Below are 22,760 nucleotides of genomic sequence, written 5' to 3'. Positions count from 1 at the left end.
AGCACTAGGGACGGGTTTATATGAGATGGAGTAGTATCAGCTTCCGAAAAAGGTTGCTGATTATCATGACGGTAACTGGCCTTGTTGAGCTGTTGATCCTTTCAGCGGCGGGTTTTGCTTATATCAAACAATCTCAAGAGCAAGAAATGGGGTTGAAAGCGTTGGGTGTGGCTGAGTTTCTTTCGGAATCTCCCCTTGTAACGCGCATTATTGAAGAAAAAGGAACACTGAATCCTGAAGGCGTCCCACATACCCTCCCTGAAGAAACCCAAGCTAAATTCCGGAACCTCACTCAATTGATTGGCGCGGCGTTTATTGTTGTTGGTGACGAAAAAGGTGTTCGTTTGATTCACCCATATGACGATAGGCTCGGTAAACCAATGCGCGGCGGAGACAATCAAAAAGCATTGGTATTCGGGGAGTCTTATGTTTCAACCGCTAAAGGTTCATTAGGTTTTTCGGTTCGTGGTAAATCGGCCGTTAAGGACGCTAATGGGAAGATAATTGGCGTCGTGTCAGTTGGTTACCTATTGGATTCTTTGCAAGATCGAATCGAACCTTACTTGGCCTTTTTGATTGTGATGGCGTTGCTGGTGGTTGCGGTCAACGCTTTGATTTCGAGTTATGTATCTCGTCGTTTTCAGCGCGCTATTTTAGGTTTTGAGCCTGAAGAGATAGGCCGACTGTATGTTGAGTTAGATGTCACCATGAGCACTGTTAAAGAGGGCATTTTAAGTATCGATAAGAACGGTATCTTACGCTCAATAAACAAAAGTGCCTGCGATATTTTATCCATCGATAGAGATAAAGCACTCAATCAACAGCGCCTTTCTGATGTGTTAGCAGGCAGTGATTTAGAACTGCTGTTATCAACAGGCGACATCGACCACGATGTTGAGTTGTATTTAAACAATAAGCGGATCATTGCCAACCGCAGTCCGATTGTTGTTGCTGGTGAAGTGGTTGGGGCGGTGTCGAGTTTCCGACTCCGCGATGAGATTAACGACTTAACGGATCAGCTTTCGCAAACCAAAGAATATGCCGATTTATTACGCTCACAAACTCACGAGCATAAGAACAAGCTAAACACGATCAGTGGCTTGATCCAGATGGGGGAGTTGGAATCTGTTCAGCAATTGATTGGGCAAGAAACAGCGCACTATCAAAGCCTTATCGAGTTCTTGAGAGAAACGGTAAAAGATCCACTGATTGCGGGCATGTTGCTAGGCAAAACCGAGCGCGCACGAGAGATAGGCTTAGAACTCAAAGTTGAAGAGGGGTCTAGGCTAGAGGCATTACCAAGTTGGCTGAACGCTGATGATGTTGTCACTATTCTTGGTAACCTGATTGACAATGCTTTTGATGCGACGATGTCAGCGATAAAACAAGAGGGGCAGATTGTCCCTTCACGTCGAATGATTGAAGTTTCTATCAGTGATTTTGGCAACGAGATCATCGTGGAAGTGGAAGACAAAGGATGTGGATTACCCAAGCACTTAGCAACCGATGCGCTGACTGATAAAGGGGTGTCGAGCAAAGCCAAACAAAACCGCGGTGTTGGCTTGTATTTGGTTAAGCAGCTCACTGATCGCTATCAAGGGCAGTTAGAAATGTTCGACAACAACGACTTTGGCTCGCGCATGACAGTGTATTTGCCGAAAGAAGAACAATAGAGCACGAGCGAATCTATTAAGATCACCGTGACGGAAAAATAATGGTTAAAGGAAGAACTTAAATGAACGCAATCACGAGAGTCATGGTCATTGAAGATGATATTGCGATTGCAGAGCTTCACCATCGCTATCTAGAACAGATGGGAGGCTTTGACGTGGTTGGCATTGCCACTACACAGTCTGAAGCGCTTATGCAATTGGACATCTTAAAACCAGATTTGGTGCTATTAGATGTGTATCTGCCAGATGGTAGTGGGATCGATATTCTTAATCACGTTCGAGGTAACAACCAAGGGTGTGATGTGATTTTGATTACCGCGGCGCGAGATGTAGACACCTTACAGACAGCGATGCGCGGCGGCGTGGTGGATTACCTATTAAAACCAGTCATGTTTCCTCGTTTGGAAGCCGCGCTGAAGAAGTATCAGTCACAGTTACAAGAGTTCGAAAGCGTGTCTGATTTGAACCAAGGTTTGGTTGATAAGATGCTGCAAGCTAATGCTAAAGCAGACTCTGCAAAAGTATCGACGTTACCTAAAGGGATCGACGGCGTAACACTCGATAAGATTCGCGCGATTTTTCAACACGCAGATTCGGTGAACATCACGGCTGATGAGGCTGGTGAACGCATTGGTGCAAGCCGAACTACAGCACGACGCTATCTTGAGTTTTTGATTACCACTGGAGAGTTAGCCGCTGATTTGAATTACGGTACGGTGGGACGACCTGAACGTTGCTACAACAAAGCCACAAGGTAGCGTATCTATCCTTCTATTTAAGAGATAACCTTTTGCTACTCATTATGTGTAAAACCAGTTGAATAAGCTGGTTTTACTTTCTTTTTCACCTATCTCTACTCACTCCACAGACCAGATGCCATTCTTTCTCGACTACAATGTTCGAGAATGCTGATTTGCTTCTGTTTCAACCTTTGAGAAATCTATGGTCGATTATATTTTGTTCGAAAAGAGTCAATATTTAATCGATTGCCTTCACAGTGGTTGATGTAAATCAAATACTCATAGACAATACTGTCCCGAATAGTGGTGATAGCATTCACCCTCGTTTACCAAACGCATTCTCAAGTGTAATAGGCACTTGCTATTGATGTAATAGCCAAGACCTATTATCTATTTTCGTATGTCGCTGATACCTTTAGCGAATACTAAAAACCTTGTTTTTATAGGAAAGATGATGGTAATACCTGAAAACAGCAGCATCGTTATTTTTGGTGCGTCGGGAGATCTAACTTACCGTAAGTTAATTCCTGCTTTGTACCACCTGTATGCTAGCAATCAACTACCAGAATCCTTTGCGATTCTTGGAGTGAGCCGTACTGAGTACAGCGATGAGTCTTACCGTGAGAAGCTGAAGAAGTCTCTTCAGGAAATGGAACAAACTGAACCAGAGACGCTGAATGCATTTATTGAACATTTGCATTACCAAGCGATCAACACTTCAGATGTAGACGATTACGCTCGTTTAGCACAACGTCTAGACAAACTTGAGCAAGACTACCAATTCGAAAACCACAACACTTTGTTCTACTTGGCAACGCCGCCAAGCCTGTACGGTGTTATCCCAGCAAACCTTGCTGCGCATGGCCTAAACGATGAAACGAATGGCTGGCGCCGTCTGATCATCGAGAAGCCATTTGGTTACGATTTAGCTTCTGCTCAAGCGTTAGATGAAGAGATCCATCATCACTTCCAAGAACACCAGATCTACCGTATTGACCACTACTTAGGTAAAGAGACGGTACAAAACCTTCTAGTGCTTCGTTTCTCAAACGCGATGTTTGAACCACTGTGGAACCGTAACTTCATTGATTACGTTGAAATCACAGGTGCCGAGTTCCTTGGCGTTGAAGAACGTGGCGGATACTATGACGGTTCTGGCGCAGTTCGCGACATGTTCCAAAACCACCTGCTACAAGTGCTAGCAATGGTGGGTATGGAGCCACCTGCACAAATTAACGCTGATTCTATTCGTGATGAAGTGGTTAAAGTGCTTCAGTGTCTTAAGCCACTAGAAGAAGATGATCTGCGTAAAGACTTAGTATTAGGTCAGTACACAGCATCAGATGTTCGTGGTCAGCACCTACTAGGTTACCGTGAAGAGCATGGTGTAGCGGATGATTCTCGTACCGAGACTTACATCGGTTTGAAAGCTCACATCAATAACTGGCGTTGGAATGGCGTTCCTTTCTACGTACGTACCGGTAAACGCTTACCTACACGTGTGACTGAAATCGTGATTCACTTTAAGAACACGCCACACCCAGTATTTGGTCAAGACGCACCAGAGAACAAGCTGATTATCCGTATCCAACCGGATGAAGGTATTCAGATGAGCTTTGGCTTGAAAGAGCCAGGCGCAGGCTTCAAAGCAAAAGAAGTGAAAATGAACTTCTCTTACTCTGACTTGCCAGAAACTCAAATGCTAACAGCTTACGAGCGTCTTCTTCTTGATGCGCTAAACGGTGACGCAACTCTGTTTGCACGTACCGATGCGGTAGAAGCATGTTGGAAGTACGTTCAACCAATCTTAGACTTCAAACAAGATCCTCAAGCACTGTTTGGCTATGCTTGTGGTACTTGGGGCCCACAGGAAGCTGATGAACTTCTGCAACGTGATGGCCGCGCATGGCGTTTCCCATGCAAAAACTTAACAGACACGGATTACTGCGAACTATGATCAACCACAAGATCTTTGAAACGCCAGAGCTAGTTGTTGAAAACCTAGCAAACGAAATGAAAGCGTACAGCGAGCAGGGTAAACCTGTTCACATTTCGCTGTCTGGTGGTAGCACACCAAAAATGCTTTTCAAACTGCTGGCGCAAGCGCCATACGCAGAAGGCATTCAGTGGAACAACCTTCATTTTTGGTGGGGTGATGAGCGTTGTGTTGCACCGGATGATGCAGAAAGCAACTTCGGGGAAGCGAACGCATTACTTTTCTCAAACGTGAATCTTCCAGCAGAGAACATTCACCGTATTCGTGGTGAAGATGAGCCTAAAGCAGAAGCAGAACGCTTCGCTAAAGAGATGGCTGATGTGATCCCTTCTGAAAACGGCACGCCTGTTTTTGATTGGATTCTGTTAGGTGTTGGCGCAGATGGCCACACAGCATCACTGTTCCCGGGTGTTACTAACTACCAAGATGAGAACCTGTCTGTACTGGCTTCTCACCCTGAGTCGGGTCAAATCCGTGTTTCTAAAACAGCAAAAGTTTTAGAAGCAGCAAAACGAATCAGCTACCTAGTACTGGGTGCAGGTAAAGTTGAGATCGTTAAAGAAATTCATACTACTCCTGCTTCAGAGTTGCCTTACCCGGCAGCGAAAATCCAGTCTAAAACTGGCGAGACAGAGTGGTTCCTAGATTCAAATGCAGCAAGTGCTATCGCATAAGTGCGACTAGCCGCAAGGAGATATAAATAATGAAAGGTGATATCGGTGTAATTGGCCTAGCAGTAATGGGTCAGAACCTTATCCTAAACATGAACGACCACGGCTTCAAAGTTGTGGCTCATAACCGTACTGCTGCGAAAGTAGACGAGTTCCTAGAAGGTCCAGCTAAAGGCACTAACATTGTTGGTGCTTACTCTCTAGAAGAGCTAGTTGAGAAGCTAGAAGCACCACGTAAAGTGATGCTTATGGTTCGTGCTGGTGACGTTGTAGACACGTTCATCGAAAACCTAATCCCACTTCTAGACGAAGGCGACATCATCATTGATGGTGGTAACACTAACTACCCAGACACTAACCGTCGTGTAGCGCATTGTCGTGAGAAAGGTATCCACTTCATCGGTACTGGTGTATCTGGTGGTGAAGAAGGTGCTCGTTTCGGTCCTTCAATCATGCCAGGCGGCGCGGCTGAAGCTTGGGAAGCGGTTAAGCCAATCTTCCAAGGTATCTCTGCAAAAACTGACGCTGGTGAGCCTTGTTGTGACTGGGTTGGTAACGACGGTGCTGGTCACTTCGTTAAGATGGTACACAACGGTATCGAATACGGCGACATGCAGCTTATCACAGAAGCTTACCAGTTCATGAAAGATGGCCTAGGTATGTCTGCTGACGAGATGCAAGCAGTATTCGCTGACTGGAACAAGACTGAGCTAGACAGCTACCTAGTTGAAATCACTGCTGACATCCTTGGCTACAAAGATGAAGACGGTGAAGCGCTAGTTGAAAAGATCCTAGACACTGCAGGCCAAAAAGGTACGGGTAAGTGGACAGGTATCAACGCACTAGACCTAGGGATTCCTCTAACGCTTATCTCTGAGTCTGTATTCTCTCGTTGCCTATCTGCACTGAAAGATCAACGTGTTGAAGCTGAAGCTTTGTTTGAGAAGACAATTACTCCAGTTGAAGGTGACAAGCAAGAGTGGGTTGATGCACTACGTCAAGCTCTACTAGCTTCTAAGATCATCTCTTACGCTCAAGGCTTCATGCTAATGCGCGAAGCGTCTAACGAGAACGGCTGGGACCTAAACTACGGTAACGTAGCACTAATGTGGCGTGGTGGTTGTATCATCCGTTCTGCATTCCTAGGCAACATCCGTGATGCGTACGAAGCAAACCCAGACATCGCGTTCCTAGGTTCTGACGAGTACTTCAAAAACATCCTACAAAGCAGCCTAGCGGCATGGCGTAAAGTAGCTGCGAAATCTCTAGAGTCTGGTATTCCAATGCCATGTACGATTTCTGCGCTATCTTTCCTAGACGGTTACACAACAGCACGTCTACCTGCGAACCTGCTTCAAGCTCAACGTGACTACTTCGGTGCTCACACTTACGAGCGTACTGACCGTCCACGTGGTGAATTCTTCCACACAAACTGGACTGGTACAGGCGGCGACACTGCTTCTACAACTTACGACGTATAATCGTAGTGAGAAGCTGTTAAGAGCGCCGACGCTCTTAAAGGTGAAAGCTAAAAATCAAAAGGATGCCAATTGGCATCCTTTTTTGTTGGCTGTAGTTTAGTTAACGCTTGATATTAGATTGGGATCTTGCAGGTTAAGTACTAGGGCGTGTTGATCTTTCGTGGTTAAATTTTGTTCGGGTGGGGACGCCTAGTCAAAAGCGTTTTAATCGCGGCGAGGGGGAAGTAGCCTAGTCATTCTAAGCAAATCCCCCTCAACAAAGAGTAACACGCTTTTTGCGGGGGCGCCCAGCTCGAACCCTTCGGGCAGCGTTTGCTGGTCATTTCTACTGCGTTATCGGCTTCTCATGTAGGCTAGCTACACGTCAAAGCCTCTGCCTTGTATAAATACCCAGCAACTCGCTGCAAAAACCAGCTCGAAAGAACAACACGCCCTAACTAAGCTGTCATGGCTTGCGGTTGAATGTCGTCGTTATATTGCTTTCTAATTGACAGGAAGTAATCGAGATTTTGCTTCAGAGCTTTGACGCATTGCGGGTCAAACATCGAGCCATTATTTGATTCAATATAATCCATCACTTCACTGATTGACCAAGCCCGCTTATAAGCTCTTTTGCTCATTAGCGCATCAAACACATCTGCTAAGGTTACGATTCTCGCCTCTAGTGGTATGGACTGCTCACTCAAGGCATCAGGTAAGCCTGTACCGTCAAACCTTTCATGGTGATGACGCACGATATTCTTAAGGAATTGTATTTCGTCAGAACACATCGAATTATGATGGGAGAGGGAGACTACATCATTGATCATTTCTTCACCATACAAGGTGTGATTGTTCATTATCGCTCTTTGCTTATCAGTGAATCGCTCTGTACTAAATAGAATCTTATCGGGAATCCTGTATTTGCCGATGTCGTGGAATGGCGCGTAAAGCCGAATACGATGAATGAACTGATTAGTGATGTCAGCGTTACTGTGTGACAAGGTACGAGCCAACTGTTCGCTGTATTTACCCATTCGAATCAAATGTTCTTTGGTCTCCGGATCACGAGCATGTCCCATATTCAGTGCGATGGCCAACGAAGATTGAAAATGTCGTTGTCGTTCAAACAGTTGAATGAACAAACTCGAAATAACTTGAGCGAGATAGGCGGCATCGCTTTGAACTAATGTTTCATCAAAGAAGTTGGTTGATGATGCGTTAATAAATACAAAGCCAAGGCTGTGTTCTTGGTATTGAATGGGCGTGGTATAGCTGCTTCGATGGCCAAGTTTAATGAGGTTGGAAATCTGTCTGGTTTGGTGAACCGAAGTTAGATCGTTGATGATTCGAATATCGAGGGATTCAGCTAATCGAGAAAGTGCCGATTCTGGTTTGATTTTCTGCTCGATGTGTCGATGTTCAGCCTCTTTACTAAGGGCGTCTGCAACAAAGTAATCTGATGCCTTATTGTCACTGCAAAGTATGACCGAAAGCCGAGATAATATGGGGTAATGTTCGCGAGCTAGCCGAAAAAGGTCATTAACAATGGCGATAATGTCCTTATCTTGAGCCGCTACTCTGTTGAGCTGGGAGTAGTCAAACATGTTACAAGTCAACCTTTAATTATAGTTATATCATTGTTTCTTATTAGTATTTTTGTTTCATTAGTCTCGAATAAACCATAGCACTGCGTGCGGATAAAAGATAATAACAATAGTAATTAAATGGTTATTTCAGTGTGTTCTCATTAATTCTGTTAACTTGCACATAGGTAGGTGCAACAGCTAATCAATGAACAACTATGAGGTTATGCCTAGGATGGTTGATGAAGGTTTTTAAATTAAATGAAAAGATAAATAGGATAACTGACATGCTTTATGCCATCATAAAGGCATAAAGAAAGGCAATGGACATAATGCCTAAGTGATTGAGCTAGAAGCGGTCATTGATGATGGTGTTCTAGCGTATATTCAAGGTGGCGAGCTGCCTTGAAAAAGGTAATGTTATGACTGAAGAAGAAAGAATCGAACTGCAACAAAATAACCCGCTACACGGCTTAAAGCTTGAAACCATGATCACTGAATTAGTGGATCACTATGGTTGGGAAATTTTGGATGCGGCAATGCGCATGAACTGCTTTAACACTAAGCCAACTATCGCAAGTGCTGTTAAATACCTTAAGAAGACTGAGTGGGCTCGTGAAAAGGTTGAAAACTTCTACCTTTACCGTTTCAAGCGTATGCCTAAAGCGTCAGACATTGAATACCAGATGCCACCTCGCTCAAGAACGTTCCGACATGGTTTAGAGCCTCGTGAACCAATGGAGTTAACGGTAGAGTCGATTCAAGCTTCACAAGCTAAAGCAGCTTCTGCTTTTAAAGCTCGTCGTGGCGGCAACGGTCGTAACTTTCGTCGTTAATAAAAACGACGCCGTTAAATAAAGCGAAGCCAATAATGACTCGTTAAAAAGCCTATCACTAGATAGAGCAGCTAACTAAAGTGATTATTACAAAATACAAAAGGAGCCTAAGCGCTCCTTTTTTCGTGTGTTCAGGTTAGTGCTATTGAGCCTTAAGCTTCGCGATTTCTCTTTTGGTTCTTCCAAAGATCGGCGACATAAACGATAGCGCTGACCAGTAAGAAGAGCGCTGACACAGAAAACAGAGCGGGCATTTTTAGGATCCACGCGAATGTGGCAGCAAGAAAAGCGACAAAGCAAATGAGTCGACTTGATGACATGACATGACCGAGTTTAATGTTCATAACGCCTCCTAATGAAGTCTCATTTTCGACAGGAGAATTATCCCACTTTGTTCATAATAAAGGCTAAAAAATAGCCTAAATTAATATCAAATTTACTAATTCGATGACGGTATTCACACATTCCAAGCTGGCTATTATATAAGCAATAGAATAGCGGTCTGGCTAGTTCGAGAGTAACGTTGTGTAGATAGTCACTCTTGCGTGAGTAACAAAAATTCCGCGTTTAACTGGCGTAAAAGAAGTAGGCAGTGATTAGAAAACTCGCAATGATCACTGTGTTTCGAACATATTGTTGTGGAATGCGGCGAGAGATCTTCGCTGAGTAATAGCCACCAACCAATGTCCCCATTAAAACCGCCATGCCAGAGGGCCAATCAATCGACCCATTGACGATAAAAAACACAATTGCTGCAAGCGAGGCACAAGCTGAAACCAGCAGTTTGATCCCATTCATTACATTGATATTGGTGTAACCAGCAAGAGCTAAATAGCTTAATGTCACTATGCCTAATCCTGCGTTGAAATAGCCGCCGTAGATACACACAACGAGTAGTAATAGTGCTGAAAAAAAAGCCCCAGCGCTGGTGGCGTGTTTGTGTTTTTCTGTGGCGCGCTTAAGCCATTTGTTTAGTGTTCCGCCAAAAGTGAAAAGCAACGCTGCAAAAAGCAGTAACCAAGGTACGGACTGAGTAAATAAAGCTTCGGGTGTGTGTAATAACAAGAAAGCACCAAGACCACCACCTAGTACGCACAAAGCGATGGTAAGCTTTAGCTGCTTGGTACCCGATTGGATCTCATGACGCAGTGCATAAGCGCCACTGATGTAGCCTGCACATGATGCAAAGGTATTGGTCGCGTTTGCGGCTATTGGTGGAACACCAGCAAATAATAAGGCAGGGAAGGTGATAAAGCTTCCGCCTCCTGCAATAGAGTTAAGCACACCGCCAATCACGCCTGAGAGAAATAGAATCAACCAATCCATAGTTTTGAGTCCAATGCGTTAAATGACTGGTTACCTTACTTTATTTTGTTAAAAATATCAGAGCTGAGCGTGTTGAAGGTGCTAGTTTGTGAGTTTGCTACCATCTTTAACTGCTGGTTCGTATTGAAAGTCGAAATGAAAAAAGGAGCCAATGGCTCCTTTCGTTGAGGTTTAATTGACTTGGTAGAGCTTTAAACTTCCACTGGTTTTGCTCTAAAGCTTTTAAATAGTTTCACTAGAATCGGGCTAGATAGAACCAATACCGCAAGGATAGTGAATGTCATCGTGATAGGGCGCTCCCACAGGAAGCTTAGTTCACCATCGCTGATCATCAGCGCACGTCTTAGATTTTCTTCCATCAAACCACCTAAGATAAAGCCAAGCAGTAGCGGCGCTAGAGGGAAGTTAGCCAACCTCAACGCAATGGCAGCCATCGCAATAATCAACATTACAAATACATCCATGGTGTTGAAAGAGACCAAGTAAACACCTGTGATTGAGAAGAACAAAATCATTGGTAGTAATACGGTTCTCGGTACAGCCAGCAGTTTAGAGATGTACGGGATAAGCGGTAGGTTCAAGATAACCAGTACGATGTTACCGAAGTACATAGAGATGATTACCGACCAGAATACATCCGGGTGCTCGACAAATAGACGAGGGCCAGGTTGAATTCCATAAGCGATTAATGCACCTAGCATGATAGCGGTGGTACCAGAGCCCGGGATACCCAGCGTCAGTAGAGGAACGAATGAACCACTTGATGCTGCGTTGTTTGCCGATTCTGGAGCAACAAGACCACGAATGCTGCCTTTACCAAACTCTTTCTGTTTGTCTTTTGGTGCAAGGCTACGTTCCATACCATAGCTAAGGAAAGCGGCGATGGTCGCGCCAGCACCCGGAAGTACGCCAGTAAAAAAGCCAAGGATTGAAGAGCGAATTGAAACTGGAGCCACTTCTTTGATCTCTTCTTTGGTCACTTTCATGCTGCCGATATCAGACATCTTTTGGCTTTCTTCAGCACTGGTGTCTTTTTCTGGTTTAAGAATGCCCATTAAGGTTTCGCCCAGAGCAAAGGTTGCCATCGCCAGTAGTAGGAAGCTAAAACCGTCCATTAAGTCTGTTAGGCCAAATGTGAAACGCTCGACACCAACACCCTTGTCGATACCTACGGTTGATAGCATCAAGCCTAAGATAGTCATCATCCAGGCTTTGATAACCTGACCCGGGCCAGCAAACGCTGCTACAGCAGAGAGACCCAATAGCATCAGTGCAAAGTAGTCTGAAGACTGGAAGCTCAGTGACACGCTTGCTAGCGCCGGAGCTGCAATCAAAAGCATGATCGCTGAAAGCGTACCGCCAGTAAAAGAAGAGTATGCAGCAAGGGCTAGTGCTTTACCTGCTTGACCTTTTTGCGCCATTGGGTAGCCATCGAAAGCGGTTACAACCGTAGAAGAACAGCCCGGTGCATTGATTAGGATTGATGATGTCGAGCCGCCAAATACCGCGCCGTAGTAAACACCTGCCATCAAGATTAGGCCAGAAGAAGGGTCTAGGCCGTATGTAATAGGGATCATCAACGCGATTGCTGAAATTGGACCTAACCCCGGAAGCATACCGATGAAGGTGCCAACGAAACACCCCACAATTACCATCATGATGTTCATTGGCATCACAGCGGTCGAAAGTCCTTGTAAAATTCCGTCTAACATAATGTTATCCCTACCAAAGAGTGAAGATTAAACCAGGCTCTAGGTAGATATCTAAGCCTTGAGTTAATAAAAGAAAGAACGCGATAACGAAAGGGAACGACGCGCCAAATAAAACCGCTTTACGACGCTCACCCAACAGGTAAAAGCCTGCAAGTAAGAAGAAGCTGGTTGCTAAAACAAAGCCAAGATAAGTCAGCCCAACACCGTACAGTGCCATTAACACCAAGAAGCCAATCAGCAGTTTCCAGTTCAGCGGCGTTGCGTCGCATGTGACTTTCTTATCCGGTTGTCCTGTTATTAGCAGGATCAATGAAAGGCCAATGCCGATAAACGTCAACAGGGTAGGTAAGGTTCTTGCTGTGAAGGGTTCGTACTCGTCACCGGGAAACAAAGGAATCAGCGTGGTTTGGTAGCCGTAGCACAAGCACGCCAGCATAAAGATCATGGCTCCGATGCGATCCTTCGAAAGCAAAGATTCCTTACTCAGAAATTTGGTTGGTAAGTCCGACATATCCAACTCCATTTGGGGTGTATAGAAAGTAAAAAAGCCGTACATGAGCGAGTTAATGAAGAATGTCTGGGATCACTAACCAAAAGTGAGCGAATTACAGTGCTGCTTTAGCCACTTGCGTCTACAACGAATCGGCAAGCTTTGGTAATACGTTACGAATAAACAAAGGAGTTTTAGTAAACTCATGTACGGCGAAACAAGGAAAGAGTAAGAGGGCACTATGACCCTCTATCGTTATTGGTTACTTCAAGAACCCTAGCTCACGCATTAGGTCGCCCATCTGTTTTTCTTGATCTTCTAAGAAGGCGTAGAAGTCTTGGTCTGCTTTGTAGTTGTCGATCCAACCGTTACGGTCGCGAACCACTTGCCACTCATCGGTCTTGTACATTTTGCCTAACGCTTCGTTCCACTCATCGATTTTCGCTTGGCTTGTGTTTGGAGCCGCGAAGAAGCCACGCCAGTTGGCAAATACAGTTTCGTTGCCGTACTCAGTTAGTGTTGGGATATTAGGCGCTGCTTCAAGACGTTTCGGAGCTGTTACTGCCAGTACTTTTACTTGTCCAGATTTAGACATCTCTAGCACTTCACCAAGGCCGGTTGATAGCAGTTGCGTTTCACCTGAAAGTAGTGCTGCCATCGCTTTACCACCAGCATCATAGGCGATGTAACGAACTTTCTTAGCATCAAACCCTTCGCCTTTAAATGCCGCTGCAACTACTAGGTGATCCATGCTGCCTCGCGCAGAGCCACCAGCGATTTTTACTTTACGAGGGTTACTTTCGAACTCTTTTACTACGTCTTCCCAAGTGTTGTATTTAGAATCCGCAGACGCAACGATCGCACCATAGTCAGCAATCGTTGCAGCAACCGGTGTTAGGTCGCGGAAAGATTGAGGGAAGATACCTGTTAGTGAGCGAACAACGATAGGGGTAGAGTTCACCATTAATGTGTCTTCTTGACGTTGTGCCGTTTCAATTAGGTGAGCAATTGCTTTACCGCCGCCACCACCAGATAGGTTTTGGAAAGAGACATTTTCTACGATGTCTGATTTCACTAGTACATCACCAGTACCACGCGCAGTCATATCCCAACCGCCACCAGCGCCGCCAGGGATTAGGAAGTGGATTTTTTCTACGTCTGCAGCAAAAGTGTTGAAAGAAAAGGTTGCTGCGATAATAGAAGCCGCAAGAGTAGGTTTCAGTGCCTTGAACATGGTTCACGTTCCTTATGTAGGGGATCTCTTCAATGGAGAGAAACTTATGTTTTATATCTAGCTGCTAAACATCACTTTTGGGTGTTGCTAAGCAGATGAAGTTAAAGTTAACGGTGTGTTAACGAAATGTCTGTAATGTGGTGATATTGAGAATAAAGAACATTGGAATAATATTGTTCATAAAGTTCACAGTGGCGTGGCTATAGGATTCTGCCAGCCATAATAATTAGGTTTTCCTTGAGTTTATGTGAGCAATTTTTTGACTGTTGGTCGCTTTATACAGCTATGTATCATCAAAGAGGGAACTTATTGTGACGCAAAGAGTGATATGGAGAGACGATCTTGGATATATGGAATAATGTGTTGCTAGGTTGGTTATGCTACTGTAATAATATAAGTATTGCTGGCATGTTACATTTCTGGGCTAGTGGTTATTCAAGGATCGAATAATGACAAACACAAAAATCTCATTACGGGTGACCGTTGGCGGGATGTTTTTACTTGCAACGGTACTTACGGCAATTGTTGCTGTATCACTTCAATATTACTTCAGTAAAAAAATGGCGACTGAGCATACCCTGTCAAAATTGACGATGGTGTCTCAAGACTTAAGTGACTATATAAGTAACGTCGATTCAGACGCGATCAACACTGCACGCTTGCTTTCTGCTGTGCATCGCTCTATCAGCCATCAAATATCCAGAGAAGAATCGCGTGGGATTCTTTCTGAAGCGATAACAGATAATCCTCTCTTCTACAGTATTTATATCGGTTCATCTAACGACAACTTCTTCCAAATCATTAATTTGGAGTCTTCACCGCATGTTAGAGATAAGATAGGCGCACAGAATAGCGACCGTTGGGTTGTCATTGAAATCCGCAACCAACATCGAGGTAGAATTCGTACCACCAAATACTATGATTTGGACTTTAATCTTAGAGACTCTAAGACAGAACCAAGCAACTACTTTCCAACCACAAGACCTTGGTATGTATCTGCCAATACAGAGACTGTCGAGAAAACTCAGCCTTATCTATTTCAACACCTTCAAATCACTGGCCAAACATATTCATTAGCGTTTGAATCCAAAGCAGTAAGCGACACTCAACATGTGATAGGGATTGATATTGTTTTGTCTTCGTTAGCGAGTAAGTTGTCTGCGAGTGCGTTGGATCTAGATGAAGACAGTAAAGTTGAGTCTTTCCTTTATTCAAAGTCAGGCAACATCATCGCGTCTAATCGCAATTATCAGTCGAGTAACACACTCCCTCAAGCTAACCAAATTAACTGGTCTTCACAGCAACAAACCATAATAGACAATACATCGCCTCTATTGTTTTCAAATCAAAGTGATTGGGGACCGATGGATTTTTCAGTATCAGGAAAACCACACGGTTATGCGATTGATCTACTGAAAATGATCAGTGAGATGAGTGGAGTTCAGTTCGAATTTGTAAATGGCTTCTCGTGGGCGGAGTTAACTGGCAAATTCCAAGAGGGAAGTATTGATGGCTTACACTCGGTTCAAAATTACGAAAGTAACGGTATCATCGGCTTATACACTGACCCGATTTATGAACTACCGTTTGCTGTGGTCACGAAACGTGATGCTCCAGCAGTAATTAACTACCAAGAGCTTGATGGAAAGAGCGTAGCCATTTTATCTGGATGGTCAATTACACCGAAATTAAGATCTGACTTCCCAAACATTAATCTTTTGGAGTTTACGGATATTGAGGCAGCGCTAGACGCTGTCGACAACGGAGAGGTTTTTGCGGTAATTGATGTTAAGCCTGTATTGTCATTTTCATTGGATAAGCTCTTCCATCGGAACTTGAAAGTAAGTGAAGCGCTGCTTGATCTAAAAACAGACTATCCTAATCAATTCCATATTGTTTTGCAGAATAAACACCAACAGCTGCTACCTATCATCAACCAAGCCATCAAGTCGCTTACTGATGAGCATAAAACGGCGTTAGCTCAAAAGTGGTTTGATCATCAGGCTTTCAATGCAGGTACCACGATTCCTTACACGGAGCTCTATGAAAAAACCGCAACAGCGACTGTTGAAGGTGAGATGGTTGAACTAAACCTCAATGGTGAACTTAAGCACCTATATTTGAAGAAGATCGATACGGGTGGGCATTACTCAGAGTACTTTGCGGTAGCCATCCCTGAAACTGAGATATACAGCGCAGTTAACAAGCGAGTCGCGACCTCAATTGGTGTGACCGTTCTATTAATGAGCCTTACTTTGCCTGTCGCTTGGATTTTTGGTGCGCCGATTGTTCGGCCAATACGTCAGCTAAAAGCTGAAACCAACAAGGTAAAGCAGCGTGACTATGACAATGTGACCGTACTTGATACACGTATAAAAGAGGTATGGGAGCTATCTGTCGCGGTCAAAGACATGGCTGCGGAGATAAAGCAGCACGAACAAACACAGGAAGCTTTTGTCGAATCCTTTATTAAACTTATCGCGCAAGCTATCGATGATAAGTCTGCTTACACTGCAGGTCATTGTAACCGTGTACCTGAGCTCGGATTGATGTTGGCAGAAGCGGCTGAACAGTCTCAATCAGACTACTTTAAAGATTTTAAGTTTGAAAATGACGATGAACGTCGTGAGTTTAGAATTGCAGCGTGGCTACATGATTGCGGTAAGATCACAACACCTGAACATATCGTGGATAAAGGCTCTAAACTAGAAGCGAACTATAACCGTATCCATGAGGTGAGAACTCGATTTGAGGTGCTTTGGCGTGATGCAGAAATTACGGCTTTGCGAAAGCAACTTGAAGGCGAGTTTCCAACGGATCAGATAGCCGAAGAGTTAGCGGCAACCAAGCAAAAGTTACAAGACGATTTTGCATTCATCGCGACATCTAATGTGGGTGGTGAATTTATGAGTGATGATAAGGTCGCCCGTATTCGTTCTATCGCAGAAACGACATGGACGCGTAACTTTGATGATCAATTGGGTTTATCGCCAATAGAGGCGATGAATCGGGTTCCTAGCTCAAGCTTACCCGCTATAGAGCAGCTTTTAAGTGATAGACCAGAACACATAGTCAAACGAGACCGACCATTAGAGTTTGATCCAAAGCATCAGATAAAAATGGATGTACCTGAACATCTATATAATCTCGGTGAGGTCTACAACCTGTGTATTGCTCGTGGCACTTTAACGGCCGAAGATCGATTCAAAATCAATGAGCATATGATAGGTACCATCAAAATGCTTGAAAGCCTGCCATTCCCGAAAGAACTTAGACGAGTGCCGCGCTATGCGTCGACTCACCATGAAACGCTAAAAGGTACAGGCTATCCAAGAAAGCTAATTGCAGAGGACCTTTCGATCCCCGAGCGAATTCTTGTGATATCGGACATTTTTGAGGCGCTAACAGCGGCTGATAGACCGTACAAGAAAGCAAAGCCAATCAGTGTTGCCATCGACATCATGCACAAAATGGCTTTGGATGAACATATCGACATAGAACTGTTTAGGCTGTTCCTAACGAGTGGGACCCACATTCGATACGCGGAAACGTACTTGAAACCGGAGCAAATAGACAGTGTCGACGTGTCGAAATATCTCCAGAAAAGTGCAGCGGCTTAATGCCCCTCGGTTAAAAGGCACTTCACTACTCGATGTACATTAAGTGAATAAGCGATTTACCTTTATTTTGGCAGGACTCAAAAGCGCACTCAATTGGTGCGCTTTTTCTATGCAACATCACTATGTGTCAATAAGTTCGCAGAAAAACAAGATGAAAAAAAATCCCATTTTTTGAAGTGGCAATTTATCGCTTGGTAACCCATATTAATAAGGATTTCACTTGGTAATTTTATCAATAAAAACTAAAAAACTTCTAAATTACACGCCTTTTAGCCCTCATTTCACCTTCCAAATTATTGAATTTAAGCACTTTTCATCTTTCACGGTGAATTACGCGGTAATTCGAGTTTTCTTGATTAAGATTCTGAAAAATTTTTGAAGAATCCATTTTGTCATGTTTAAGCCAAGAACCATTAATGCTGTGTTCTTACTGCCATGTAGTTTGGCTGTGAGCCTAGCATGTTATGCAAACCCATTAGAGGGGAACCAACTAAAACCCGTAGAGGTAGCTTCAACCGTACAAGCTAACAACACGCAAGTTAGCAATGAGCAAGAGACGGTAAAAAATACCTTTGTTACGTTTTCAGCTTATCAAGTCGATGAAGCGCTACTAAATATCATTACTAGCATGAGCACCTATTGCCGTGAGGTTGAGCTAGGGAAGGACGAGCTTCAGTGTGGTCCATACAGTGATGCGGAGTGGAAAACTGTAGAGCCACTTATTGCTGAATTGACCGATCATCAATATCAGACCCGCAAGGGGCTAGATAGTGCTTCGTTGCCAAACCTAGCTTTGGACGAGGGTAAGCTTAACGAAGCGAACCCTTATATTGCTCCCATGACTTCCGAACTCGTGACCATTGCTCAACAACAGTCTGAACAGGGCAACATTCGCGCCTACCAAGAGCAAGTACCATCTCGTTTAGTAGCTGCTGGTGTGAGTGAAACAGAAGATTGGTTATCTGAAGCTTTTGGTGGCGCGCAGTTTGATTTAGGCGTCTCTTTAGCGAAAGGCAGCAAATGGAAAGTTGATCAGGTTGAAAGCCTGTTCCCTTTTTGGCAAGCCGACGATAAATCTTTGTGGTTTATTCAAGCGGGTGCGGTGTTTAACCAAGACGACTTCCATGGCCGAGACTTTTCGCACATTGGTACGGGTTATCGTCAACTCGCTGAAGATGAGTACTACGGGGTAAACACCTTCATAGATTATGACCACCAGCGCTATCACCGAAGAATGAGCTTAGGTGTTGAGTACGGGGTGGGCTACGGAAATATGAGCTCCAATTTCTATTTCCCTCTGTCGAATTGGAAAGATTCGCCGGACGAGTATGAAGGGATGAACAGCCTTGTTGAAAAGCCTGCGAAGGGTTGGGATCTCACGCTAGAAAGCTATCTACCGATGGATACACGCTGGAAGGTGAGTGGTACTGCGGGTCAATATCTTGGTCGATACGTAGAACATCGCGATGGCAGTAACCCGACCAAAAACCCGTTGCGTTTCGAGTTAAACTCCGAGTTTAAACCGACCAAAGAGCTGGCGTTCTCATTGGGATACCAAAATGAGGAAGGGGCAAGTGAACAGTGGATAGCTGGTGTTAACTATACCTTGTCTCTTGGCGGTTTCTACGAGCCTGAGCGCCGTGAAGTTTTCCAAAGCTCTTTACCAAAACAAGACCGTTTAACGGACTTTGTTGAGCGTGACCATAACATTGTTTTGGAATACAAACAGAAATACGCAGAGATCAGTATTCGTCTGCCTGAATCTGTGGTGGTTGCAGAAAACTCTCAGCAGTCATTAGCGGAGTGGATGGAGGTGAAAGGGGGACCTGACATCGTGTCTTACACCTGGTTAGGTACTGCTAATTCGTATCTGGACAGTCAGAGTGCTTCGGTACCTTTATTTACCGCGCCAAGCTACCGCTATGACGGCAACAATACACTGTCGCTCAAGGTTCGATACAAGCTAAAAAGCGGCCAAGTGAAAGAGTCTAACACAATGTCGATTACGGTCACTGACAGTAAGTTTCTTGAGTCAATTTCGTTTGAACCAGAAACCGCGACCGCGGGTGAAAGCATCGTTGCGAGTGCCTTATTGAGCAAAGCCGTTGCCGATATCCCGGTGACCTATCAAATTATCGCTGAAGACTTAACATCTTTGACGTTGGATGGTGAGACGTTAGAGCTAGAACCGAACCAAGCGAACTTCGTTTACCAAACCGTCACCAATGAAGAAGGCATCGCTGAGCTGGTTTTACTGAGTCATGTGGCGCAATCCGTCACGGTAAAAGCAATTTACGATCAGAACGAACAAGACGCAAAGCAAGGCAACATTGAGTGGTTAAAGGGCAGTGTCTATCGTGTCGACCTGTTTCATGAAGGGCACCATCTAGATGAAGACCTATTCACGACGGAAGCCATCACGGCTTATGTGTTCGAAGATGAGGCGGCGATTTTAGACCTCTCTCAATACTCGTTCCAATGGTTGCGAAGAGAGCATGATACCCAAAAAGAATTTACCAAGGTGGCGAACGCCAATCAGCAAAAGTATGTGTTGAAAGGCGAAGACCAAGGGTTCCAGTTCAAAGTCCAAGTGACAAAGAAAAAACCGTCGGATTCAAAGTCGGCGACAAACAACAAGTAATTCATAACTAACAATAAAACATGAACGTTTTCGTTCAGAAAGGAAAGACAATGAAAAAATCAATGATCACTATCGGCTTACTTATGGGTGGTTTTACAGCAACAGCAGCTTGGGCTATCGACAGCGTTGCCACTGCACCTGTACAAGGCCACAAACCAACGGTATCGGTTCCTGTGGTGACGACAACTGATATTGTATGGACACCTGCGGATATTGAAGTCGAATTCGATGCACCTACTACTCTTGAAGACCAAGACGGTGATGCCATCACCAAGGTGACGTACTGGTTAGAAGATGCGAGTGGTACCGAATACGCAAAAGTAGATGAAGCGGATATCAGCGAGCTGAACAAGGGTGTCATTACATTTTCAAACTTCAATGAGCTAAAAAACAAACAATTAAACCTAGTGTGGCAAGTTCATACTGAACACGGCTACCCGTCAACAACGCTTGTCTCTGATAAAAAGAAATCGAATGGCTTCAACGTTGCTGCAGCAATGACCCTAACCATCAGCGGTACAGCTGAAGTGGGTCAAACTCTGACGGTACACGCGGATGACGGTGCGGTTGTTGACCTGGCTAAAGCAGATGTGACGCTCACACTGACAGAAAATGAAACAGACACAGCTGGCCTTTACCAGAAAGGCGATGCTGAAGCTGCGCTTCAAGCGGCGCTGGTTGACGCCGGTAATGACCTAACATTCGTATTACCGAAAGAGGCACAAGGTTACACGATCACTGCGTCTATGAACGAAGAACCAATTACGCGTGCTTCACTACGTTAATCCTTTGAGATTGCTTTAACCACTAACCAAGCGGGCTGTTTTCAGCCCGCTTTCTCTCGATAGGGGTACAACCATGATACGTCAATCCATCATCACTATTTTGGCTTTATGCTGTTCTTGGTCAGCGATGGCAGAATGCCCTGAAAACCAAGTTTGCTCTAACCACACGCCAGCCATTTCAGGCCACGGTTACCCAACTGATATGCCTGAATGGAATGTCGCACCGAGTGAGAACAACACCATCGGCACTGGCCCTATTTCCGTTCGTCCTATTCAAGATCTCGATCCCGATGGCGATGAGGTCATTGCTGATTCAAAAAACTACCAGTGGTGTAATGATCAGGGAGAGTGTTTTGCGAGTTCGCCAACCCTGACCATCCACCCATCAGACATTGATAAGGTGTTTGATAAAGGCGTGGGCTTTAAACCTCTGACCGTGAAATACAGCGGCAAGGTTGACAAGGGTTACCCAGAAGCAACGCGCACCTTTGAAAGTGAACCATTACCCGTGGCACTTAAGTACTCACCAGATGGTACCAAAGGGATTTGCTATGAAGCGCAAACCGTCGACTATATGCAAGTTGCGTTTGGCAATATTGTTTCAAATCCGTCTGGAAGCAGGCGGTATCGATTGAGCTTTCCAACGCTGGCGTTCGATTTTTTGCCGGGCGTGACGGAAATGACCGAATTGGCAAGCGTGCAAACCGTCGACTTCAGCCCATCGACTCCAAAGTTTCAAGACAAAAAGTTACCCGAAACGCTGGTTGTCAACTTCTCATACGATGGCAATAATCCGATACCGATTACGCTGACCAAGAACCCGATCCCCCCTAGTTTTGGGCTAGTGATATATCAAACGACAGACAGCAACTTGGCTTTGCCTTATCCCGAGGCAAACCCTGAAATCACCATCAGTAACCTTCAATTCCAATTTACGATGGCGGGCAGTGACCAAGACAGAAGAAAGAGTATGGTCAATTGCCAACAGTTTGATCGCTAACCATCGAGACATAACCCAATCAGTTGGTGATGCTTTTTCAACTAACGAGCACTGAGGGCAAATAGATGCTTGCCTTCAGTGACTACCACCAGCTGTTTTTATACCAATCAGCTGTGGATATTACTCTAGTGTGGGATGGCAGGTTTGTTCTCGCCTTTATATTCCACTGCCTCAGTACCTATAAAATCACGATTCAACGCGCTAGCTTCTATAGCTCCTAGAGCAGGCCGACTTGTGCCTTTTAACCTTTTTACCTTTTTACCTTTTTATTTAACCACCAAGAGACCAACAACCATGAAATTTTCTCCTATTTACGCGGCATTGCTCACCAGCTTAGCCAGCATTTCAGCAGCTAATGCTGCTCAACACTCTCAAAACATTGCGGAAGGCTATGGCGCAGCCAATATTGACCCTCACCGTCAGTGTTTAGATTTCAACCCACATGGTGCCAGTCAATTCTGTGTGGCTAATTTTAAACCGGAAGGGCTTACTCTAGAGCCAAATCAAAAGGTATTGATTACCACGCCGGTATCGTTCCCGCAGGGTGAGTGGTACCAAGAGCAAGCCCCATCAAAGGTGGTGATTATTGGCTCTGATGCTCACAATTCCACTTGTTCGAGCTTAGGCAACAACCAGTGGTCTTGTGTGCTTCCTGAGTCTGATTTCTACAGCACGGGTATGGAAGTTGAGATGTGGGTGGCCGATGGCGTGCGCAGAATGTGGGGCGGTGAACTGACCGTCGATGATTTAGTGGAGCCGGTACCTATGGAGGCGTGTATTGACCGTGCAATTGCCTCGATTGAATTATGGAAACATCAGGGGTTTGATAGCTACCGTTATACCGCAGAAAAGCTGCACTTAGCGCTGGAAGGGCTACCGACCATCCCTTACCAAGACACCATCGATGAAAATGCTCTGATTCTGGACATTTTACACACCTGCGCGTTGCAAAGTGACTAGGTGCCTGCGCTTCTTAAGCCATAACACTGG

17 protein-coding genes are annotated in these 22,760 nt (G+C 44.7%); 11 read left to right on the top strand and 6 right to left on the bottom strand.

Annotated elements, in window-relative coordinates; translation table 11 throughout:
- Positions 1-65: 65 nt before the first annotated feature.
- The 5 genes from F0251_RS21295 (at position 66) to gnd (ending at position 6,561) form a co-directional block, all read left to right on the top strand.
- A complete protein-coding gene (locus F0251_RS21295) occupies positions 66-1,673 on the top strand; it encodes a sensor histidine kinase (RefSeq protein ID WP_171731760.1) in 1,608 nt (535 codons plus the stop codon).
- Between the two features lie 62 nt (positions 1,674-1,735).
- Positions 1,736-2,431 carry a response regulator gene (locus tag F0251_RS21290; RefSeq protein ID WP_102423692.1) on the top strand — a complete coding sequence of 232 codons (696 nt, stop codon included), beginning with the start codon at positions 1,736-1,738 and terminating at the stop codon, positions 2,429-2,431.
- Between the two features lie 436 nt (positions 2,432-2,867).
- A complete protein-coding gene (gene zwf / locus F0251_RS21285) occupies positions 2,868-4,370 on the top strand; it encodes a glucose-6-phosphate dehydrogenase (protein WP_061033492.1) in 1,503 nt (500 codons plus the stop codon).
- Positions 4,367-5,083, top strand: a complete 717-nt coding sequence (pgl, locus tag F0251_RS21280; protein WP_171731759.1) for a 6-phosphogluconolactonase — start codon at positions 4,367-4,369, stop codon at positions 5,081-5,083. The genes zwf and pgl overlap by 4 nt, the downstream gene beginning before the upstream one ends.
- 29 nt (positions 5,084-5,112) lie before the next feature.
- Complete coding sequence (gene gnd / locus F0251_RS21275; protein WP_171731755.1) at positions 5,113-6,561, top strand: decarboxylating NADP(+)-dependent phosphogluconate dehydrogenase; 1,449 nt, start codon at positions 5,113-5,115, stop codon at positions 6,559-6,561.
- A gap of 437 nt (positions 6,562-6,998) precedes the next feature.
- Here gnd and F0251_RS21270 read toward each other — a convergent pair whose 3' ends face one another.
- Positions 6,999-8,147, bottom strand: a complete 1,149-nt coding sequence (locus F0251_RS21270) for an HD-GYP domain-containing protein (protein WP_253821647.1) — start codon at positions 8,145-8,147, stop codon at positions 6,999-7,001.
- Between the two features lie 401 nt (positions 8,148-8,548).
- Between F0251_RS21270 and F0251_RS21265 the strand changes: the two genes are divergently transcribed.
- Positions 8,549-8,962: a VF530 family DNA-binding protein gene (locus F0251_RS21265; protein ID WP_061033489.1), complete on the top strand. Its 414-nt coding sequence runs from the start codon at positions 8,549-8,551 to the stop codon at positions 8,960-8,962.
- Between the two features lie 152 nt (positions 8,963-9,114).
- Here F0251_RS21265 and F0251_RS21260 read toward each other — a convergent pair whose 3' ends face one another.
- The 5 genes from F0251_RS21260 to F0251_RS21240 all read right to left on the bottom strand — a co-directional run bounded on the left by F0251_RS21260 (position 9,115) and on the right by F0251_RS21240 (position 13,724).
- Positions 9,115-9,306 carry a hypothetical protein gene (locus F0251_RS21260; RefSeq protein ID WP_061033488.1) on the bottom strand — a complete coding sequence of 64 codons (192 nt, stop codon included), beginning with the start codon at positions 9,304-9,306 and terminating at the stop codon, positions 9,115-9,117.
- A 223-nt stretch (positions 9,307-9,529) separates the two neighbouring features.
- Positions 9,530-10,288 carry a sulfite exporter TauE/SafE family protein gene (locus F0251_RS21255; protein ID WP_171731753.1) on the bottom strand — a complete coding sequence of 253 codons (759 nt, stop codon included), beginning with the start codon at positions 10,286-10,288 and terminating at the stop codon, positions 9,530-9,532.
- A gap of 191 nt (positions 10,289-10,479) precedes the next feature.
- Positions 10,480-12,000: a tripartite tricarboxylate transporter permease gene (locus F0251_RS21250; RefSeq protein ID WP_061033486.1), complete on the bottom strand. Its 1,521-nt coding sequence runs from the start codon at positions 11,998-12,000 to the stop codon at positions 10,480-10,482.
- A 10-nt stretch (positions 12,001-12,010) separates the two neighbouring features.
- Positions 12,011-12,511 carry a tripartite tricarboxylate transporter TctB family protein gene (locus tag F0251_RS21245; protein ID WP_065677028.1) on the bottom strand — a complete coding sequence of 167 codons (501 nt, stop codon included), beginning with the start codon at positions 12,509-12,511 and terminating at the stop codon, positions 12,011-12,013.
- Positions 12,512-12,752: 241 nt separating this feature from the next.
- Positions 12,753-13,724, bottom strand: coding sequence for a tripartite tricarboxylate transporter substrate binding protein (locus tag F0251_RS21240; protein ID WP_171731752.1), 972 nt, complete (start codon positions 13,722-13,724; stop codon positions 12,753-12,755).
- Positions 13,725-14,173: 449 nt separating this feature from the next.
- Between F0251_RS21240 and F0251_RS21235 the strand changes: the two genes are divergently transcribed.
- From F0251_RS21235 to F0251_RS21215, 5 genes are all read left to right on the top strand, one after another.
- Positions 14,174-17,344 (top strand): HD domain-containing phosphohydrolase, encoded by a 3,171-nt coding sequence (locus F0251_RS21235; protein ID WP_171731751.1) that lies wholly within the window; start codon positions 14,174-14,176, stop codon positions 17,342-17,344.
- 394 nt (positions 17,345-17,738) lie between these two features.
- A complete protein-coding gene (locus F0251_RS21230) occupies positions 17,739-19,985 on the top strand; it encodes an inverse autotransporter beta domain-containing protein (RefSeq protein WP_171731750.1) in 2,247 nt (748 codons plus the stop codon).
- Positions 19,986-20,035: 50 nt separating this feature from the next.
- Positions 20,036-20,770, top strand: a complete 735-nt coding sequence (locus F0251_RS21225) for a hypothetical protein (protein WP_061033482.1) — start codon at positions 20,036-20,038, stop codon at positions 20,768-20,770.
- 73 nt (positions 20,771-20,843) lie between these two features.
- Positions 20,844-21,770 carry a hypothetical protein gene (locus F0251_RS21220; protein WP_171731749.1) on the top strand — a complete coding sequence of 309 codons (927 nt, stop codon included), beginning with the start codon at positions 20,844-20,846 and terminating at the stop codon, positions 21,768-21,770.
- Positions 21,771-22,064: 294 nt separating this feature from the next.
- Entirely contained in the window at positions 22,065-22,730 is a 666-nt protein-coding gene (locus F0251_RS21215) for a hypothetical protein (protein WP_253820312.1), read from the top strand.
- Positions 22,731-22,760: the final 30 nt, after the last annotated feature.

It is taken from the genome of Vibrio sp. 070316B, assembly GCF_013114115.1.
Taxonomy (GTDB): Bacteria; Pseudomonadota; Gammaproteobacteria; order Enterobacterales; family Vibrionaceae; genus Vibrio; species Vibrio chagasii_B.
The sequence above is the reverse complement of the archived record's forward strand: the minus strand, read 5'-3'. Positions and strand labels throughout refer to the sequence as shown.

Bases quoted from the DNA above. Each gene is read 5' to 3' on its own strand.
- zwf (WP_061033492.1), top strand. From the start codon at position 2,868: ATGGTAATACCTGAAAACAGCAGCATCGTTATTTTTGGTGCGTCGGGA.
- F0251_RS21260 (WP_061033488.1), bottom strand. From the start codon at position 9,306: ATGAACATTAAACTCGGTCATGTCATGTCATCAAGTCGACTCATTTGC.
- F0251_RS21295 (WP_171731760.1), top strand. From the start codon at position 66: ATGACGGTAACTGGCCTTGTTGAGCTGTTGATCCTTTCAGCGGCGGGT.
- gnd (WP_171731755.1), top strand. From the start codon at position 5,113: ATGAAAGGTGATATCGGTGTAATTGGCCTAGCAGTAATGGGTCAGAAC.
- F0251_RS21270 (WP_253821647.1), bottom strand. From the start codon at position 8,147: ATGTTTGACTACTCCCAGCTCAACAGAGTAGCGGCTCAAGATAAGGAC.
- F0251_RS21250 (WP_061033486.1), bottom strand. From the start codon at position 12,000: ATGTTAGACGGAATTTTACAAGGACTTTCGACCGCTGTGATGCCAATG.
- F0251_RS21230 (WP_171731750.1), top strand. From the start codon at position 17,739: ATGTTTAAGCCAAGAACCATTAATGCTGTGTTCTTACTGCCATGTAGT.
- F0251_RS21215 (WP_253820312.1), top strand. From the start codon at position 22,065: ATGAAATTTTCTCCTATTTACGCGGCATTGCTCACCAGCTTAGCCAGC.
- F0251_RS21290 (WP_102423692.1), top strand. From the start codon at position 1,736: ATGAACGCAATCACGAGAGTCATGGTCATTGAAGATGATATTGCGATT.
- F0251_RS21245 (WP_065677028.1), bottom strand. From the start codon at position 12,511: ATGTCGGACTTACCAACCAAATTTCTGAGTAAGGAATCTTTGCTTTCG.
- F0251_RS21265 (WP_061033489.1), top strand. From the start codon at position 8,549: ATGACTGAAGAAGAAAGAATCGAACTGCAACAAAATAACCCGCTACAC.
- F0251_RS21225 (WP_061033482.1), top strand. From the start codon at position 20,036: ATGAAAAAATCAATGATCACTATCGGCTTACTTATGGGTGGTTTTACA.
- pgl (WP_171731759.1), top strand. From the start codon at position 4,367: ATGATCAACCACAAGATCTTTGAAACGCCAGAGCTAGTTGTTGAAAAC.
- F0251_RS21240 (WP_171731752.1), bottom strand. From the start codon at position 13,724: ATGTTCAAGGCACTGAAACCTACTCTTGCGGCTTCTATTATCGCAGCA.
- F0251_RS21220 (WP_171731749.1), top strand. From the start codon at position 20,844: ATGATACGTCAATCCATCATCACTATTTTGGCTTTATGCTGTTCTTGG.
- F0251_RS21255 (WP_171731753.1), bottom strand. From the start codon at position 10,288: ATGGATTGGTTGATTCTATTTCTCTCAGGCGTGATTGGCGGTGTGCTT.
- F0251_RS21235 (WP_171731751.1), top strand. From the start codon at position 14,174: ATGACAAACACAAAAATCTCATTACGGGTGACCGTTGGCGGGATGTTT.